Source organism: uncultured Victivallis sp., assembly GCA_944389935.1.
Taxonomy (GTDB): domain Bacteria; phylum Verrucomicrobiota; class Lentisphaeria; order Victivallales; family Victivallaceae; genus Victivallis.
In genome coordinates, this window is sequence record CALXOE010000006.1 from 58,907 (window position 1) to 75,553 (window position 16,647).

13 protein-coding genes and 1 pseudogene are annotated in these 16,647 nt (G+C 59.5%); 5 read left to right on the forward strand and 9 right to left on the reverse strand.

Features of this window, described 5'->3' with window-relative positions:
- Positions 1-37: 37 nt before the first annotated feature.
- Both plsX and rpmF read right to left on the reverse strand, forming a co-directional pair.
- Complete coding sequence (gene plsX / locus Q0J85_RS03400) at positions 38-1,087, reverse strand: phosphate acyltransferase PlsX (protein WP_294478257.1); 1,050 nt, start codon at positions 1,085-1,087, stop codon at positions 38-40.
- A gap of 33 nt (positions 1,088-1,120) precedes the next feature.
- Positions 1,121-1,300 carry a 50S ribosomal protein L32 gene (gene rpmF / locus Q0J85_RS03405; protein ID WP_294478258.1) on the reverse strand — a complete coding sequence of 60 codons (180 nt, stop codon included), beginning with the start codon at positions 1,298-1,300 and terminating at the stop codon, positions 1,121-1,123.
- A 595-nt stretch (positions 1,301-1,895) separates the two neighbouring features.
- Between rpmF and Q0J85_RS03410 the strand changes: the two genes are divergently transcribed.
- Genes Q0J85_RS03410 through Q0J85_RS03425 form a run of 4 tightly spaced genes read left to right on the forward strand, consistent with a single transcriptional unit; the run spans position 1,896 to position 7,130 of the window.
- Positions 1,896-2,549, forward strand: a complete 654-nt coding sequence (locus Q0J85_RS03410) for a redox-sensing transcriptional repressor Rex (RefSeq protein ID WP_294478259.1) — start codon at positions 1,896-1,898, stop codon at positions 2,547-2,549.
- Between the two features lie 58 nt (positions 2,550-2,607).
- Entirely contained in the window at positions 2,608-3,129 is a 522-nt protein-coding gene (locus tag Q0J85_RS03415) for an NAD(P)H-dependent oxidoreductase subunit E (RefSeq protein WP_294478260.1), read from the forward strand.
- A gap of 26 nt (positions 3,130-3,155) precedes the next feature.
- Complete coding sequence (locus tag Q0J85_RS03420) at positions 3,156-5,066, forward strand: NADH-quinone oxidoreductase subunit NuoF (RefSeq protein WP_294478261.1); 1,911 nt, start codon at positions 3,156-3,158, stop codon at positions 5,064-5,066.
- Positions 5,067-5,099: 33 nt separating this feature from the next.
- Positions 5,100-7,130, forward strand: coding sequence for a 2Fe-2S iron-sulfur cluster binding domain-containing protein (locus Q0J85_RS03425; RefSeq protein ID WP_294478262.1), 2,031 nt, complete (start codon positions 5,100-5,102; stop codon positions 7,128-7,130).
- A 78-nt stretch (positions 7,131-7,208) separates the two neighbouring features.
- Here the strand turns inward: Q0J85_RS03425 and Q0J85_RS03430 are convergent, their stop codons facing one another.
- Positions 7,209-9,200, reverse strand: coding sequence for a hypothetical protein (locus Q0J85_RS03430; protein WP_294478263.1), 1,992 nt, complete (start codon positions 9,198-9,200; stop codon positions 7,209-7,211).
- Positions 9,201-9,205: 5 nt separating this feature from the next.
- Complete coding sequence (locus Q0J85_RS03435; protein ID WP_294478264.1) at positions 9,206-10,354, reverse strand: aldo/keto reductase; 1,149 nt, start codon at positions 10,352-10,354, stop codon at positions 9,206-9,208.
- A 202-nt stretch (positions 10,355-10,556) separates the two neighbouring features.
- On the opposite strand from Q0J85_RS03435, the gene Q0J85_RS03440 reads away from it, so the two are divergent.
- On the forward strand, positions 10,557-10,940 hold the full coding sequence (locus Q0J85_RS03440; protein WP_294478265.1) for a hypothetical protein: 384 nt from the start codon (positions 10,557-10,559) through the stop codon (positions 10,938-10,940).
- A gap of 99 nt (positions 10,941-11,039) precedes the next feature.
- On the opposite strand, the gene prfB is transcribed toward Q0J85_RS03440, so the two are convergent.
- The 5 genes and pseudogenes from prfB to zupT form a co-directional block, all read right to left on the reverse strand.
- Entirely contained in the window at positions 11,040-12,131 is a 1,092-nt protein-coding gene (gene prfB, locus Q0J85_RS03445) for a peptide chain release factor 2 (protein WP_294478312.1), read from the reverse strand.
- 29 nt (positions 12,132-12,160) lie between these two features.
- Positions 12,161-12,724: pseudogene (gene nifU / locus Q0J85_RS03450) on the reverse strand (Fe-S cluster assembly protein NifU); the annotation flags it as partial.
- Between the two features lie 18 nt (positions 12,725-12,742).
- Positions 12,743-13,948: a hypothetical protein gene (locus tag Q0J85_RS03455; protein ID WP_294478267.1), complete on the reverse strand. Its 1,206-nt coding sequence runs from the start codon at positions 13,946-13,948 to the stop codon at positions 12,743-12,745.
- 111 nt (positions 13,949-14,059) lie between these two features.
- Positions 14,060-15,787: a proline--tRNA ligase gene (locus Q0J85_RS03460; protein ID WP_294478268.1), complete on the reverse strand. Its 1,728-nt coding sequence runs from the start codon at positions 15,785-15,787 to the stop codon at positions 14,060-14,062.
- Positions 15,788-15,825: 38 nt separating this feature from the next.
- Positions 15,826-16,644, reverse strand: a complete 819-nt coding sequence (zupT, locus tag Q0J85_RS03465; RefSeq protein WP_294478269.1) for a zinc transporter ZupT — start codon at positions 16,642-16,644, stop codon at positions 15,826-15,828.
- Positions 16,645-16,647: the final 3 nt, after the last annotated feature.

The following is a 16,647-nucleotide window of genomic DNA, read 5'->3' on the forward strand; positions in this document are numbered from 1 at the left end:
TGATCTTCCGCCGGCCGGTGGACGTGCCGCCCGGCCGCTACTTTTTTTCTGCCGCCAACTCTTCCTCCAGTTCGGCGGTGTTGCTGCCGGTCTCATTGATGCGTGCCGCGATCCGGTCGTTCAATCCGAATGCGACGCATTCGCAGGCCACCCGGATTGCGCTGCGGACCGCTTTCGGGCTCGATGAGCCATGTCCGATGATGCAGATCCCGTTGAGCCCGAGCAGCGGAGCTCCGCCGATGTCATCGGCGTCTCCGAACGATTTGAGTTCGATAAAGGCGTTCTTTGCCAGCATTGCACCGGTCATCCGCAACGCATTTTTGGAGAGAACCCGCTTGAGCCAGAACATGACGGACTTCGCGAGCCCCTCGACTCCCTTGAGCATTACGTTTCCGGAAAAACCGTCGGCGATGAGCACGTCAGCGACATTTTCAAAAATCACGTTCGCTTCCACATTCCCGACAAAATTCAGCTGTTTGCGCTTTTCCAGCAGCTTGAACGACTCCTTGGTCAGATCGTTCCCCTTGATGTCTTCACCGCCGACCGAAAGGAGGCTCACCCGCGGCGTATCAAGTCCGAAAAGGTATTGCGCATAAACTTCGCCGAGAATTGCGAACTGAACGATATTGATCGGGGTGCATTCGATGTTTGCCCCCGCGTCCACGAGCAGAAACCTCTTCCCGTTCTGCGTCGGGAGACTCGCGGCCAGGGCCGGACGATCCACGCCCGGCAGTGTCCGGACCAGCACCTTGGTCGCCGCCACGGTCGCGCCGGTATGACCGGGCGTGACCATCGCATCGACCGCTTTCTCTTTCAGCAATCGGGCGCAGACGGTGATCGAGCAGTTCTTTTTGGCGCGGAGTGCCGTCGTGGACGGTTCCGACATTTCGCACACCGTCTCGGCGTGAACGATCGAGATCCGGGGATGACCGGCAATCCCGTATTTCTCCAGATAAAACGGCAGTTTACCGGAGTGCCCGACCAGCACGAACTCGTCTTCCGGATAGTCGGAGAGCGCCATGACCACGCCCTCGATCACCGGACCCGGGCCGTAGTCCGCGCCCATCGCGTCTACCGCAATCTTCATCTGCTCCCGATCTCCCCCCGATTCAGGGCGAACTTACGCTTCGACGTTCAGAATCTGCTTGCCGTTGTAGCAGCCGCAGGAGGGGCAGACCCGGTGCGGCGCAGCCGGCGCGGAGCAGTTCGTGCAGAAATTCGCCTGCACACCTTCGTAACGGTTCGCAGCCTTGCGCTGACGTCTCTTCATGCGGGAAGTTTTTCTTTTCGGAACAGCCATTTTAACAACTCCTTGAATCGTTGATTTTTTGTTTTTTCGTCACTATCCGATTTCATACAGAATTTAGAATATATCACTGTTCACAAAATTTTCAAGACCGGATGGTGCATATTTATCGATAAAAACACAAATGAGAACGAGTTACCCCCCGGATTTCGGAGCGGAAATTCCGCGTTTTCGGGGCTGTCCGGGCCTCCCGCTCCGCTTCTTTGGCCCGGCTTGACCGGCCGGTACACTCTGCGGATCTCTGTGTCGGCGCGGCTGTGGCGCAACGCTGTGGAAACCCGCCGCACCGGCCCCTGATCCGGGCGCAAAATCATTGCGCATCTCCTGTTTCCGGGGAGGTCTGAGCACAAATTCCCCCTGCAGCTCATCTTTTCTAATCATCTGGCGGACCGGTCTTTATCTTAAATCGATAAAAAAATATCGATAATAAAGTCCCGAACACCTTGACATTCGGCTGAATGGTGATATTTTAAATGTGCGGTTGTACGAATCAGAGTGTCGCGGAAAAGCTGGCTGGCCGGGGAAATCCGGTCAGCCCGTATCATGAACGGGCGGGTTATACGCATCTAATCAGGAGAGTGAGATTTAAATGGCGAAAGTGAAGGTTCCGAAGCTGCCGACGGTTCGGCGACTGCCCACCTACCTTTATAAGCTGTCTGAGATGCGTAAGGCCGGAGTCGAGATCGTCGCGACGCCGGAGCTTGCCCGTTACATGAATCTCGGTGAGATTGTGATTCGCAAGGACCTTGCACTTACAGGGGTTTCCGGTCAGCCTGGCGTCGGCTACAAGGTGCGTGAACTGATTGATGCGATCAAACGGTATCTGAACTGGAACAATGTCTCCGAAGCGGTTCTGGTCGGAGCTGGCGCGCTCGGCAGCGCCCTCATGGGATATGAGGGGTTTGAGGAGTACGGGCTGCGGATCATCGCCGCATTCGATGCCGATCCCATGAAAATCGGTACAGAAGTGCGCGGCCGCAGTGTGTTCGACATTGACCGGCTCGAAGAGCTGACCCGGCGGCTTCAGGTGCGGATGGGGATCATCTGTGTTCCCGCAGACCAGGCCCAGGATATTGCGGACCGGATGGTCGCCGGCGGAATCAAGGCGATCTGGAACTTCGCCAACGTCAGTTTGAAAGTGCCGGACGATGTGATCGTTCAACGCGAAGTTATCGCCGGCGGACTCGCGGTACTCTCGGTCAAGATGAGCCGGAAGCTCGTCGAAGAGGACGCGCAGGATTGAAGGAAATCGATAAACATTCGTCAACATAACAGAACAGTGCAAGGTACAAGGAGCCAAAATGCAGGAAACCATGGAAACCACCCAGGCGATGATCGACCATCTCGCCGCGGTAAACAAGATTCTGGAGAAGAATAACTACTCCGAAGGACGGCTGATTCCGATTCTCCAGGAGGTTCAAGCGGTCTACAAGTACCTCTCCAAGGACATGATCAGCTACGTTGCCACGAGCATCGGCGTGCCGCCGTCGCGCGTTTACGGTGTCGCGACTTTCTACGCGCACTTCTCGATGCAGCCGAAAGGCAAGTACATCATCAAGCTGTGCGACGGTACCGCCTGCCACGTGAAGAAGTCTCACAGCATTCTGCATGCGCTCTACGAGAAGCTCAAGCTCTCCGATGAGAAGCGCACGACCGACGATCTGCTCTTCACCATCGAAACCGTAAGCTGCCTCGGCGCCTGCGGGCTTGCTCCGGTGATGCTCGTCAATGATTCGGTTCACGGCCAGATGACTCCGGACAAGACTGATGAAATCATCGACCAGATTCTTGCGGAAGAGAAGGCTGCGGCCGCCAATTTGTAACACCCCCCGACCGGAGAACAGAGAAAATGAGTACCACTACCGTTAAAACCGTCGATCTTGAAAAAATCGCAGCGGATTACAAGAAGGCTTATGAAAACGTCAAGCGCCGCATCATCATCTGCGGCGGCACCGGCTGTGTCGCCAACGGCTCTCTCGACGTTCGCGATGCTCTTGCGAAAGAGCTTGAAAAGGCCGGAATCGATGTGACCCTTGAGGTCAAGGCCGAAGAGAACAAGAAGGATGAAACCTACATTTCGAAATCCGGCTGCCAGGGCTTCTGCCAGATGGGACCGCTTCTCCATATCGAGCCGGGCGACATCCTCTACACGAAAGTCAAAGTTGCCGACGTTCCGGAAATTGTCGAGCGGACTCTTCGCCATGGCGAGATCATTGAGCGGCTGCTTTACGTCGACCACAAGAACGGCAACTGCCGCTGCAAAGGCGATGCCGAGATCCCGTTCTACCACCGTCAGAAGCGCGTGGTGCTTGCGAACTGCCGGATCGAACCGGGCGATGTTCGCGAATATATCGCCCGCGGCGGTTACTTCGGTGCGCGCAAGGCGATTCTCGAGATGAAACCCGAGGAGGTCTGCCAGACCGCGATCGATTCCGGTCTGCGCGGCCGCGGCGGCGGCGGTTTCCCGACCGGACTCAAGTGGAAGTTCACGCTCGCGTCGCAGAACGATAAGAAATATGTCATCTGCAACGGCGACGAGGGCGACCCGGGCGCGTTCATGGACCGGTCGGTCATGGAAGGGAATCCGCATTCCGTCATCGAGGGTATGATGATTGCGGCGCGCGCGATCGGCGCCGATGAAGGCTATGTCTATGTTCGTGCCGAATATCCGCTCGCGGTTGAGCGCATGCGGGCCGCGGTGAAGGACGCCGAGGCGATCGGCGTGCTCGGGGATCATCTGTTCGGCAGTGATTTCAGCTTCCGGGTCACGGTGATGGAAGGCGCGGGCGCGTTCGTCTGCGGCGAAGAGACCGCGCTCATTGCGTCGATCGAAGGCAAGCGCGGTATGCCGCGGCCGAAGCCGCCGTTCCCGGCCCAGAGCGGACTCTGGGGCAAGCCGACGGTCATCAACAACGTCGAGACGCTCGCATCGGTTCCGGGTATCTTCTACAAGGGACCGGAGCAGTACAAGGCGGTCGGCACCGAGAAGTCTCCGGGCACGAAGACGTTCGCGCTGACCGGTCACGTTGCGAACACGGGACTCATCGAAGTTCCGTTCGGCACTACGCTGCGCGAAATCGTCTACAACATCGGCGGCGGCGTGACCAACAATGCCGGCGAGATCACGAATGACGACTTCAAGGCTGTACAGATCGGCGGGCCTTCCGGCGGCTGTCTGACTCCGGAAATGCTGGATCTGCCGCTCGACTTCGATTCTCTCAAGAGCGTCGGCGCGATGGTCGGTTCCGGCGGTCTGGTGGTTATGAACAAGCAGACCTGTATTGTGAAGATCGCGCGTTTCTTCATGCAGTTCACGCAGAACGAGTCGTGCGGCAAATGCGTTCCGTGCCGGGAGGGCACGCGCCAGATGCTCGCGCTGCTCGACGACATCATCGAGGGGCGCGCCGACCGGCACACGCTCGAGCTGCTTGAGGAGACCGCCAAAGCGGTTCAGCTCGGGTCGCTCTGCGGCCTCGGCAAGACCGCGCCGAATCCGGTGCTCTCGACGCTGCGTTACTTCCGGGAGGAGTACGAGGCGCACGTGCTCAAGAAATGCTGCCCCGCCGGCGAATGCAAGGCGCTCGCGCGTCCGGAAATTCTGGCCGACAAATGCAAAGGCTGCACAGCTTGTGCGCGCAAGTGCCCGGTCGGAGCGATCACCGGCAAGATCAAGGAAGTTCACGTCATCGACGCGGACAAGTGCATCAAGTGCGGCGCCTGCAAGGCGGCCTGCAAGTTCGGTGCGATCATCGGCCTCTAAATAATCAATCACAGCCCTGGAGCATAAAATAAAATGAGTGAAGAAAAAAAGACGCTGTTTGTCAATAACCGCGAGATCGAGATCGCGGGCGAGCGCAATCTGCTCGAGCTGATCCGCAAAGCGGGCATCGATATTCCGACTTTCTGCTACCATTCGGAGCTGTCGATTTACGGTGCGTGCCGTCTCTGCCTTGTGGACGTGAAAGGGCGCGGCATCATGGCTTCGTGCTCGACCAGACCCGAGCCCGGCATGGTGATTTTCACGGATACGAAAGCGATCCGCAACATGCGCAAAATCAACGTTGAACTGCTGCTCGCGAGCCACAAGCGCGAGTGCCCGAGCTGCCAGCGCAGTGCGAACTGTTCGCTGCAGGATATCGCCCGCAAGCTCGGCGTGCACGAGGTTCGTTACAAGCAGACTGTGAAAGATCTGCCGATCGACGATTCGAGTCCGTCGCTGGTTCGCGATCCGAACAAGTGCGTGCTCTGCGGCGACTGCGTGCGGGTCTGCGCCGAGGTGCAGTCGGTCGGCGCGCTTGATTTCGCCTGCCGCGGATCGAATGCGCGGGTGGTTCCGGCGTTCGACAGCAAGCTTGCGGAAGTCGAGTGCGTGAACTGCGGCCAGTGCGCGCAGGTCTGCCCGACCGGTGCGATTGTCGCAAAGAGCAACATCGATCAGGTGTGGGATGCGATTTACGATCCGGACAAGATCGTGGTCGCGCAGGTCGCTCCGGCGGTCCGCGTGGCTCTCGGTGAGAAGCTCGGCGGCTTCGGCATGGGAGAAAACGTCGCCCGCAAGATGGTGACGGCCATGAAGATTCTCGGTTTCGACGAGATCTACGACACCTGCTTTGCGGCAGATATGACGATCTTTGAAGAGGCGACGGAGTTTCTTGACCGGATCAGCAACAACGGCGTTCTCCCGATGTTCACGAGCTGCTGCCCGGGTTGGGTGAAGTTTGCGGAAACCTACTATCCCGAGCTGCTCCCGAACATTTCGACGACACGTTCGCCGCAGGCGATCTTCGGTTCGGTTGCCCGCAAGACGCTGCCGACCAAGCTCGGCGTGAAGCCGGAGAACCTGGTGGTGGTTTCGATCATGCCCTGTACGGCGAAGAAGTTTGAGGCGCAGCTGCCGAAGTTCCAGCAGGACGGCCGTCCGGATGTCGATTACGTGCTCACGACGAACGAACTCGCCCAGATGATCCAGTCAATGGGTATCCAGATGAACGAGCTCGAGCCGTCGGCGTTCGACATGCCGCTCGGGTTCTCGACCGGCGGCGGCGTGATTTTCGGCGCCACGGGCGGTGTGATGGAGGCGGCGTTGCGGTTTGCGGTGGAGAAGATCTCCGGAGACCCGATGAGTCCGATCGACTTCAAGATGACCCGCGGACTCGCTCCGCGCAAGGAGGCGACGCTCGAAGTTGCCGGCAAGAAGCTGCGCATTGCGGTCGTCCACGGTCTCGGCAATGCGCGCAAGCTCATCGAAGAGATGAAAGCGGGCAAAGCGGTTTACGACTTCGTCGAAGTCATGGCCTGTCCGGGCGGCTGCGTGGCGGGCGGTGGCCAGCCGATTTCGCACGACAAGGATTTCCGTCAGAAGCGTGCTGCCGGACTGTACGACACCGACAAGGGCCGTCAGGTTCAGAAGCCGCAGGACAACTACTGGGTGGACAAGTGCTATGCTGAAAGCTTCGGCGGCCGTCCCGGTTCGCATGAGGCGCACACCCGGCTGCATACGCATTATCAGAACCGCAGCCAGCTTTTCGACGCGAAGAGCCCGATTCTGCGGAGCAAGAAAGAGGATGCGCTCCCGATCTGCGTGACGATCTGCACGAAGCAGAGCCACTGCCCCGGCCAGGAGCTGCTCGGGCGCGTGGTCGCGTTCGTGAAAGAGAAGAACTGGGCGGACAGCGTGAACGTCGATGCGGCGTTCAGTTCGCGTCCGGAGGCGGACGGGACGATCTCCGTGACCGTCGGCGACGTGGTGATTCCGCGCAACGATTCGGTGGAGATTACGTTCTCCGAAGTCAAGCGCGCGATTGAGAATGCGTTTTCCCGGTAATTTCCGGTAACTCTCGAGATGGCCGTGCTGCGTGGAAAACCGCGCCGCACGGCCGCTTTTTTTTGTGGGAAAAGGCCGCTACTGTGATTTCCGGACGGCGAAGCAGTAGAAGCCGTTGCGGATCAGCAGCGGCTGAAAGGTCTCCGGATGGGCGAGGGCCCACTCCACTTCGATCTCCGGGCGGGGGGCTGCGAACGTCCGGGTGTCACAGATCAGGAAGTCGACACCATGATCGAACAGCCGCTGCCGGTAGGTTTCATAGGCGGCGGGCGTGCGCATCGCACTCCAGTCCGGATAGTCGTGATTCCCGGTTTTCCCGGACTCGGTTACGGGAATGGACAGCACCCGGTTCTGCCACTGGCCGCCGAGCTGCTGATAGTAGTGTGCTCCGCAATAGGCGATCACCGCTCCGTTCGGAGCAAGCTGTTCAAGCTTCCGGCGGCACTCCTCATCCTCCCGGGAGATGAGATCTCCGCGCAGGGCGGAGGCTGCGGCGTTGGCGCGCGCGAACTGGAGTCCCGCATAAATTCCGAGCCCCGTTAGTACCACGGCTGTAAAGGCCGCGCACAGCCATTTTTTCTTGAGACGGTTTGCAACGACAAAGAACGCCGCGACGGCCGCTCCCCAGAGCAGGATCTGGATTCCGTGCCTGAGGTAATCCAGGTGGGCGCATGAGGAGAAGAAGCCCAGGAGGAGCGCAGCCGTCAGGATTCCCCACGGGTTGCGCAGAGTCCGGAAGAGGGCGGCACTGCAGCCGGCCGCCAGCATCGCCACCGGAATGATCTGACGCGGCTGAGTCATCGAGGGATAGAATTTCAGTTCGATCAGGAAAAGCAGCACCGTCCCCGCCGCGAGAAATGCCGTCGCGCAGAACGGAACGGCTGCGGCTCCTTTGCGCCGGAGCGTCAGGAGCGGCCGCACGCCCGCCAGAAAGACGACCCCGAGAAGAATCAGGGCGTTGCCGATGCTGAGATTGTTCTGGTTGTCGTTGACAAAAAACTTCCAGGCCGCAAAACTCCAGCCGACCGGGGGCGCATCGATCGACATGGAGGCCCCGAAGCCGAGGTTGACCGGATAGAATGGATTGCCGGTCTCGATCCAGTTCGCGATGAAGCAGGGCGTCGCCGCCAGAAATCCTGCCGCCGCCGCGAGCAGTATGCTGCGGCGGCACCACGGTTTGAATTTCCAGAGCAATGCGCCGAAGAAGAGGAGGGCCGGGGGCGCGAGCAGCAGTCCGAGATACTTGGTTCCGGCCGCGAACCCGAAACAGATTCCGCCTAGAACGATCATCGCGGACCGTTTCCGGGACGCACCGCAGCAGAAGAGAGCCACTCCGCATAAAATGGCTGCTCCGACCATCAGATCGGTATTGGATACGGCGGCATTGCGGAAAATCACGCCGGAACAGCCCAGCAAAGCGGCCGCGGCCATCGCTTCGATCCGGCGGAATCCGACCGCTTTCAGACCGGCCGCACAACCGCAGCAGGCGGTCAGCAGAAAGAAGAACTGGAAATTCTTGGCGAAGAAATCGCTCTCCGCGACACCCATCTGCCAGGCGTAGACGAGCTCGCCGTAGCAGGGATAAGCGGAGGTCATGAGCCCCGGTTGTGTGACCCGTTCGATGCCGCCCTGCGTCAGCCAGAGTGCCGGATAATAGAGGTGGTAGATCTGTGCATCCGTCCCGACCGGAGGCAGCAGCAGAAACGCCATATACTGATAGAGGGCCAGCCCGCCGGCAAACAACAGAATCCCGAGTTCCGGCAGTTGCCATTTTCGTCGCGGCAGGGGAGGGAAATGCTTTTCCCGTTCCGTGACCCAGGCAACCCCGCCTAGACACCAGGCCGCTACGAAAAGCGACCCGGACGAGAGACAGCCGATCAATCCCAGCCCGCCGGTAATCGCCGTCGTAAGCAGGATATAAAGAGTGCAGCCGACCGTTGCGAATTCAAACCAGTTGATCGGTCGGAACCGTTTCGCCCACAGGCCGGCCGCCAGCAGGACGGGAAGCTGGCCGGCCAGGTAGGTCCCGGAGAGGAGCGCCCCGATCATACCCTGTTCAAATTCGTTCATCGGAATCACTTTCCCGCAGGTTCGGAAAAGAGTGCGAGTGCTTCCGCAAGGTGCTTCCGGATCGGCAGTTTCTGCGGGCATTTCGTCTCGCAGAGTCCGCATCGGACGCAGGCGGAGGCGTTCATTTCCTCTTTCCCGGGATTGGAGCCGATCCGCCGGTAACGTTCCCGGGCGTGCTCGTGGAATCCATAGACGCGATCGTAGATCAGGGCCTCGAGCACCGCCGGAATGGCGACATGTTTCGGGCAGACCGGGCCGCAGTAGTTGCATCCGGTGCAGTAGACGTTGCGCAGTTCGGCGCATCTTTCCCGGACTTTGGCGAGAGCTTCAAGTTCCTCTTTCGAGAGGGGGGCGGCGGAGGAGGCGACGCGCGTATTGGCGTCGACCATCGCGCGACTGCCCATTCCGGAGAGCGCGCAGTTGAGGTGCGGGTTTGACAGTACGAACCGCAGCGCGAGTTCCGGCGTCGTGAACTTGCCGCCGAGTGCGTCCTCGAAAACTCCGCCGGCGAACGCGAGCCTGCCGCCGCCGACGGGTCCCATTGCCACCGTTCCGAGTCCTTTTTCCGCCGCGTAGGCGATCATCTCCTCATTGGCGGTATCGAGCAAATTGTACTGAAAGAGCACAGAAGAGAATTCCCCCGTGTCGATCAGAGTTTTCATCGCCTCGGGCCGGTCGTGAAACGAGAAGCTCAAATGGCGGATCATGCCGCGGTCGCGCGCCTTTGCCGCCTGTTCAAAGATCCGGTATTCCCGGATCGGGCCGCCGAGTGCGGATTCCCCGATCCCGTGCAGGTGATAGAAATCGATGTGATCGGTGTCGAGTTTGCGCAGCTGGTGTTCGAGAATGCGGAAGAAGTCGTCTGCACATTTCATATTCCCGAGCGGCAGTTTGGTCGAGAGGTGGACCTTGTCGCGCCAGTGGTTGCGTTTGAGGGCGCGGCCGACCGCGATTTCGCTCCAGCCGTTCAGATAGAAGTAGGCGGTGTCGACGTAGTTGATTCCGGCCTCGAACCCGCGGCAGAGCAGATCGATGGCCGGTTCGAGATCGGGTTCCGGGCCGTCGAAAGGCATGTTCGCCACCGGCAGCCGCATCGCTCCGAAGCCGAGCGCGGAAATTTCAAAACCGGTGTTGCCGAATTTGCGGTATTGCATGATAATTGTTCTCCATATTTTGCGTCGGAGAAGTATAACCGCATTTTGCCCGGAGTGCAAGTTTTTTCCGACGGAAAAAACGAGTTTCCGAAATTTTTTCGGAAAGCTTGATTTTCTGGCCGGCGTGAATATATGAAACTGTGGCGACTGTTTCCCATGTCGGGGAATGGTTCGTATTTTTTTCAACGATGGGAGGTAGGAAATGTTGAAGAAATCCATCACCCTGATTCTGGTCGGGGTCGTCGCGTTCGTGTTTTCCGGCTGCGGAACGCTGTTTCATCCGGAGCGGAGAGATGCCACTCCATCAACCGAGGTTGATCCGGTCGTCCTGATTCTGGACTGCTGCGGCCTGTTCTTCGGGATCGTCCCCGGAGCGGTTGCTCTGATCATCGATTTCAGCAACAACACGATTTACTTCTCCAAATCCGAGGTGCAGAAACGTTCTGCCGTCGAAACGCAGGAACATTCGGAGATGGTCGCCGTCCATATCGACCGGATGGATCGGGAATCGATCGAGAGAGCAATCTCCGAACAGGTCGGCCGCAAAGTTACGCTCGAAGAACTCCAGCTCGCCCGGATTCAGTGAGTTTTCACGCGGACAGCCCGGTTTCCCGGGCTGTCCGGTCAGGCGATTTCGCCGCCCCGTGCGGCTCTGTCGCGGTGGATTCTGTAAGAGGAATCCACCTTACTTTTTCGCTTTCAGGTACGCTTCGATGAATTCATCGATCTCGCCGTCGAGCACGCCCGCGGTATCGCTGGTTTCGACCTCGGTGCGCAGATCCTTGACCATCTGATAAGGCTGCAGCACATAGCTGCGGATCTGGCTGCCCCAGCCGTTTTCGACCTTTTCGCCACGGATTGCGTCGGCTTCGTTGCGCCGCTTCTCCTCTTCGTATTCGTAGAGTTTGGCTTTCAGCATTTTCATCGCAGTGGCGCGATTCTTATGCTGAGAGCGTTCATTCTGGCAGCAGACCACGATTCCGGTCGGCAGGTGGGTGATGCGGATCGCAGAGTCGGTCGTATTGACGTGCTGGCCGCCCGCGCCGCTGGAGCGGTAGGTGTCGATGCGCAGCTGAGTTTCGTCGATCTCGATTTCGATGTCGTCATCGAGTTCGGGGAACACGTCGACCGAGACGAAACTCGTGTGCCGCCGCGCGTTGCTGTCGAACGGTGAGATGCGCACAAGCCGGTGCACCCCTTTTTCCCCCTTCATGTAGCCGTAGGCAAAATCCCCGGTGACGTGCAGCGTTGCGCTCTTCACGCCGGCTTCTTCGCCCGGCTGGAGATCGATGACCTCATCCTTCCAGCCGCGCCGCTCGAAGTAGCGGCGGTACATGCGCAGAAGCATGTTCGCCCAGTCGCACGACTCCGTGCCGCCCGCTCCGGCGTGAACCGAAAAATAGAGGTTGTTGCGGTCGAACTTGCCCGAGAGAAAGCTCATAATCTCCATGCGGTCAAGCGATTTGAGCAGCCGCCGGTAGGTGATCTCCGCCTCCTTGAGAAACTCCTCGTCCTCCCCGGCAAGTTCGACGGAGACCGAGTAATCCTCGACCTCCGACTCGAGTTTCCGGTAGGGCTCGAGCAGATTCCGGCAGGCGGAGAGTTTTCCGACCGTGTTCTGCGCGGACTCCTTGTCATTCCAGAAGTCGGGCGCCGACATGATCTTCTCCAGCTCGGCCATCTCCGCTTTGCGCTCGTCGATGCGCAGAAAATCGTGCAGATGGCTCATCCGCCCCTTGAGTTCTCCCTCGGCCTGACGCAGTTCGTCGATGCTCATCATTTCTTGGCGGCCTCCAGTTTCCACATATCGTCCAGCAGATGCTGGATGTCGTCGAGACAGGCACCGCAGGCACCGCCCGCCTTGCAGTAGTGCGTCACATCCTCGGCCTTGTGGAGCTGGTTCTCTTTCGCGACTTTCAGGATTTTCACATCGGTCACGCCGAAGCACTTGCAGACGATCCGGCCTTCATGGTCGGCGGCGTCTTTCTCAAATGGGCTCGCCTCGCCGCGGTAGTTGCTGATCGCTTTCTGAAGCGCTTCCATGCCCATGACCGAGCAGTGCATCTTCGCCTCGGGCAGTCCGCCGAGCATATCGGCGATCTGCTGATTCGTGACCTTTTCCGCCTCTTCGAGCGTCATGCCCTTGACCAGTTCGGTCAGGGCGGAACTCGAAGCGATCGCGCTCGCACAGCCGAACGTTTTGAACTTCACGTCGGCGATGCGCCCCTGATCATCGAGTTTGAACGTCAGTTTCAGGGCGTCGCCGCAGGCGGCATTGCCGACTTCGCCGACGCCATCGGGATTTTCGACCTCCCCGACGTTGCGGGGATTCAGAAAGTGATCCATCACTTTATCAGTATAGTTCCACATGATACAGTACCCTCTCTTCTATTTTCCGGATTTCTCCGGTGTCGATGCGTTCCGCAGCATCTTTCCGACCAGACCGGCGGAACGCGGATGTTTGATTTCCCCCCGCGCCAGCATCGCTTCAAGGTAATACCTCACCAGCGGATGCTGTTTCGCGTTGGAGCTGAGCGACCAGTTGGCGGCCGCGCAGATCAGAAAATTCATCAGTTTCGGCAAATCGCCGGGCGTTGTCCCGCCCTTTTCCTTTTTCGCCCTGAACTCATCGGGCGTGAGCATCTCACCGGGACGGTTCAACTCTCCGACCAGGCGGCGGATCGGCTCCACGTTGCCCGTGGCGAAAAACGCAAACCACAACTGGTCGAGTTCGCCGGCATTTCGGATCTCTCCGGGAATTTCCTGAGGCAATGACGCGAGTCCGTCGAGCTCCCGGCGCGTTTCCGCGTCGAGTTCCGGCCGCAGTTTCTCCTCCGTCTCCTTTCCCAGAAAGTGGATCACCGCGGCGACGGCCCGGCGGTTCTCCTCCGTCTGCTGCTCCGCCGCAATCCGGAGCAGTTCCCCGTGCAGCTGAGGATTCATCCGGAACAGCAGCCCGAGCCCGTAATAGAGCGACAGCGTCTTTTCATTCAGCCCCGGCCGCTCCCGCAGACAGCACTCGAGCACTCCCGGCAGCAGCTCCGGCTGCGGCGAGCGGTAGTAGTTGGTCAATACCTCATTGCACTGTTTGAAATTGACTGCCGGAAACTGTTTCGGCAATGCCGTCAGCAGCCAGGAACACTCCAGGAGTTTCTCCGAACCGTCGCTGCGGTCACGAAGCCGGGCGATCATCCGGTATTCCCCGGGTCGATCTTTCTCTTCCATCACCGCCTTGAGCTTGATGGTCGAGAGAAACACCCCTTTCCCGTCGCTTTTTCCCCGCCAGGCGGCAAGATCTTTCCCGAGTGTCTTTCTCGTCCCGTCCGGATCCACCTGCTCGAGATCGACCGTCACGTCGGCCGTCCCGTCTTTGAGTGCGAAATCACTGAGGTACAGACAGATCGAAAACGGCTGGCCCGGCACTACGCGGTTGACGGTCGATATGTGCGGCGGCCGGTTCGGAAGAATGTGATCCCACTGATCCTCCTGATTCCGGGAGAGCGTGGCGACGAGTTTCCCCTCGACCGCATGCACCCCGCAGGCGGCGATGAGGAGCAGCATCGCTCCGAACCATTTCCCCATTCTGCCGTTCATCCGCTCTCTCTTTCTACGGTTCAAAGTTTCTTCCGGCCGGTCAGCCGGTTTCAACAATATATGATTTTTCCGGGAGGTTTTCAAGCACTCCCGGGCGTTTTCTTTCGCGTCTCAGCGGTATTTCTCCATCTCCGCCTCGATTTTCCGCTTCAGAAGCTCCGCGACGGCATCGACGGCGACACGTTCTGCATCGCGGCTGCCGCGGATCTTGAATTCAACCTGGTTCTCAGCGAGCGTCTTCGGCGAAACCACGATCCGGAATGGAATTCCGAGCAGGTCCGCGTCGCTGAACATCGAACCGGCCTTTTCGCCGCGATCGTCGTACAGAACTTCGACGCCGGCGGCCTGCAGATCAGCGTAAAGCTTTTCACATACGTCGCCGACGCCGTTCTTCTCCGGATTCAGCGCGCAGATCTCCACCTGATACGGCGCGATCGACAGCGGCCAGATCGGACCGTAGTCGTCGTTCGACTGCTCGATCACGGCCGCCATCGCGCGGCCGACGCCGATTCCGTAGCAGCCCATCACCATCGGATGCGACTTGCCGTCGCGGTCGAGATAGTCGCAGTGCATCGCTTCGGTGTACTTCGTTCCGAGCTGGAAAATGTTGCCGACCTCGATCCCGCGCGAGAAGATCAGCGGCTCGCCGGTCAGCGGGCAGGGATCCCCCTCACGCACAGTCGCGATGTCCGTCACAATGAAGTCGATTCCGGCCATATCGCGGTCGAAGTTGAAATTCCGGTAGTGATAGTCGGTCTCATTCGCGCCGACCACGAGGTTGCCGGACTCCGCCGCGGAACGGTCGACCACGATCCGCACTTTTTTCCCGTCGATTCCGACCGGGCTCGCGAAGCCCGGTACCGCACCGGCCGCCAGAATCGCCGCGTCATCCGCAAATTTCAGCTCCGGAACTTTCACTGCGTTGCCGAGCTTCGTCTCGTTCACCTCGAAGTCGCCGCGGATCAGCACGAAGATGAGTTCGCCCGTGTGCGCGTCCTGATAGAATACCGCCTTGCCGGTGTTCTCCGCGCCGACGCCGAGGAAACCCGCCACCTCTTCGATCGTTTTCATCCCGGGGGTGTGCACTTTCTCCAGCGGCAGCGGCTCGCCCTTGTCGAACTTCCACGCCGCGACCGCGATCTCGCGGTTCGCCCGGTAGGAGTTGTCGGAGTTCGTGATGACCGTATCCTCGCCGCAGTCGCAGATCGCCATGAATTCATGGGATACTTTTCCGCCCATCATGCCGGAATTCGCCTCGATCGAGAGGACGTTCTTCATGCCGAGGCGGCGGAAAATCCGGACGTAGGCCTCGTGACAGCGGACGTAATACTGCTCGAGATCGGCCTGGTCGGTGTGGAAGCTGTACGCATCTTTCATCGTGAATTCGCGCACGCGGATCAGGCCCGCGCGAGGGCGCGCCTCGTCGCGATATTTGGTCTGGATCTGGTAGAGCATGACCGGCAGCTGCTTGTAGCTGTTGATCTCGGTGCGGACGAGATGGGTGATCGCCTCCTCGTGCGTCATCGCCAGCAGCATCGGCTTGTCGTTGCGGTCTTTGAACCGCAGCAGCTCCGCCCCGACTGACTCATAGCGCCCCGACTCCTGCCAGAGCTCCGCGGGCAGCACGACCGGCATCAGAACCTCCTGCCCGTCAATCCGGTCCATCTCCTCGCGGATGATCGCTTCGATTTTCGCGACGATCCGTTTGCCGACCGGCAGCAGCGAATAGATTCCGGCAGAAACCGGGCGCACGTATCCTCCCCGGATCAGGAATTTGTGACTGACCGTCTTGGCGTCTTTCGGATCCTCCTTGATCCGACGCCCCACCAGTTGACTCATTCTCATAATTTCAATCCTTCCGCAAAGGTTGTTTTTTCTCAAATAATCGCGAGGCCCGCGGCCATCAGGAACATGCCGGCCACGAGTCCGTAGAGCGACCAGTGCTCTTCCCCATATTTGTGCGCCATCGGCAGAAGTCCGTCGAAAGTCACGAACACCATGACGCCCGCCACCGCCGCGTAAATGATCTGAAGCAGCACGTCCGTCAGAAAAGGCGCAAGCACAAGATACCCGATCAACGCCCCGGCCGGATCCGCCAGCCCGGTCAAACTCGCATACCAGAACGCTTTCGCCCGGCTGCCGGTCGCGAAGTAAACCGGCACCGACACCGCAATTCCCTCCGGAATATTGTGCAGCGCCATCGCGAGCGCAACCGGAATCCCGAGTTCGATTCCGCTCAAACTCGCCGCAAAGACCGCGAGACCCTCCGGAAATTTGTGGATCGCGATCGCCGCCGCGAAGCGGATGCCCGCCCGGTGCAGTTTCGCACTGTCGGGCGGAGCCTGGCCGTTCATCTCTTCGAGCGATTTCGTCTCATGCGGATTCACCGGTTCCGGCACGAGCCGGTCGATGATTCCCGCCAGCAGCATGCCGCCGAAAAACGCCGCCATCGCCGCGAGCGCTCCCGTTCTCCCGCCGAACGCTTCGCGCAGCGACCCATTCGCCCCCGCCAGAAGTTCAACGAACGAGATGTAGATCATCACCCCGCCGGAGAGTCCGAGCGCCACCGACAGAAATCTCGTGTTGGTGCGCCGGGTGAAAAAAGCCGCACCGGCCCCGGCCGCGGTGGCCGCTCCGGCCAGCGTGGTCAGGAGCAATGCGCCCCATACCGATTCCGATCCCGGCAGCAGCTCCATGGG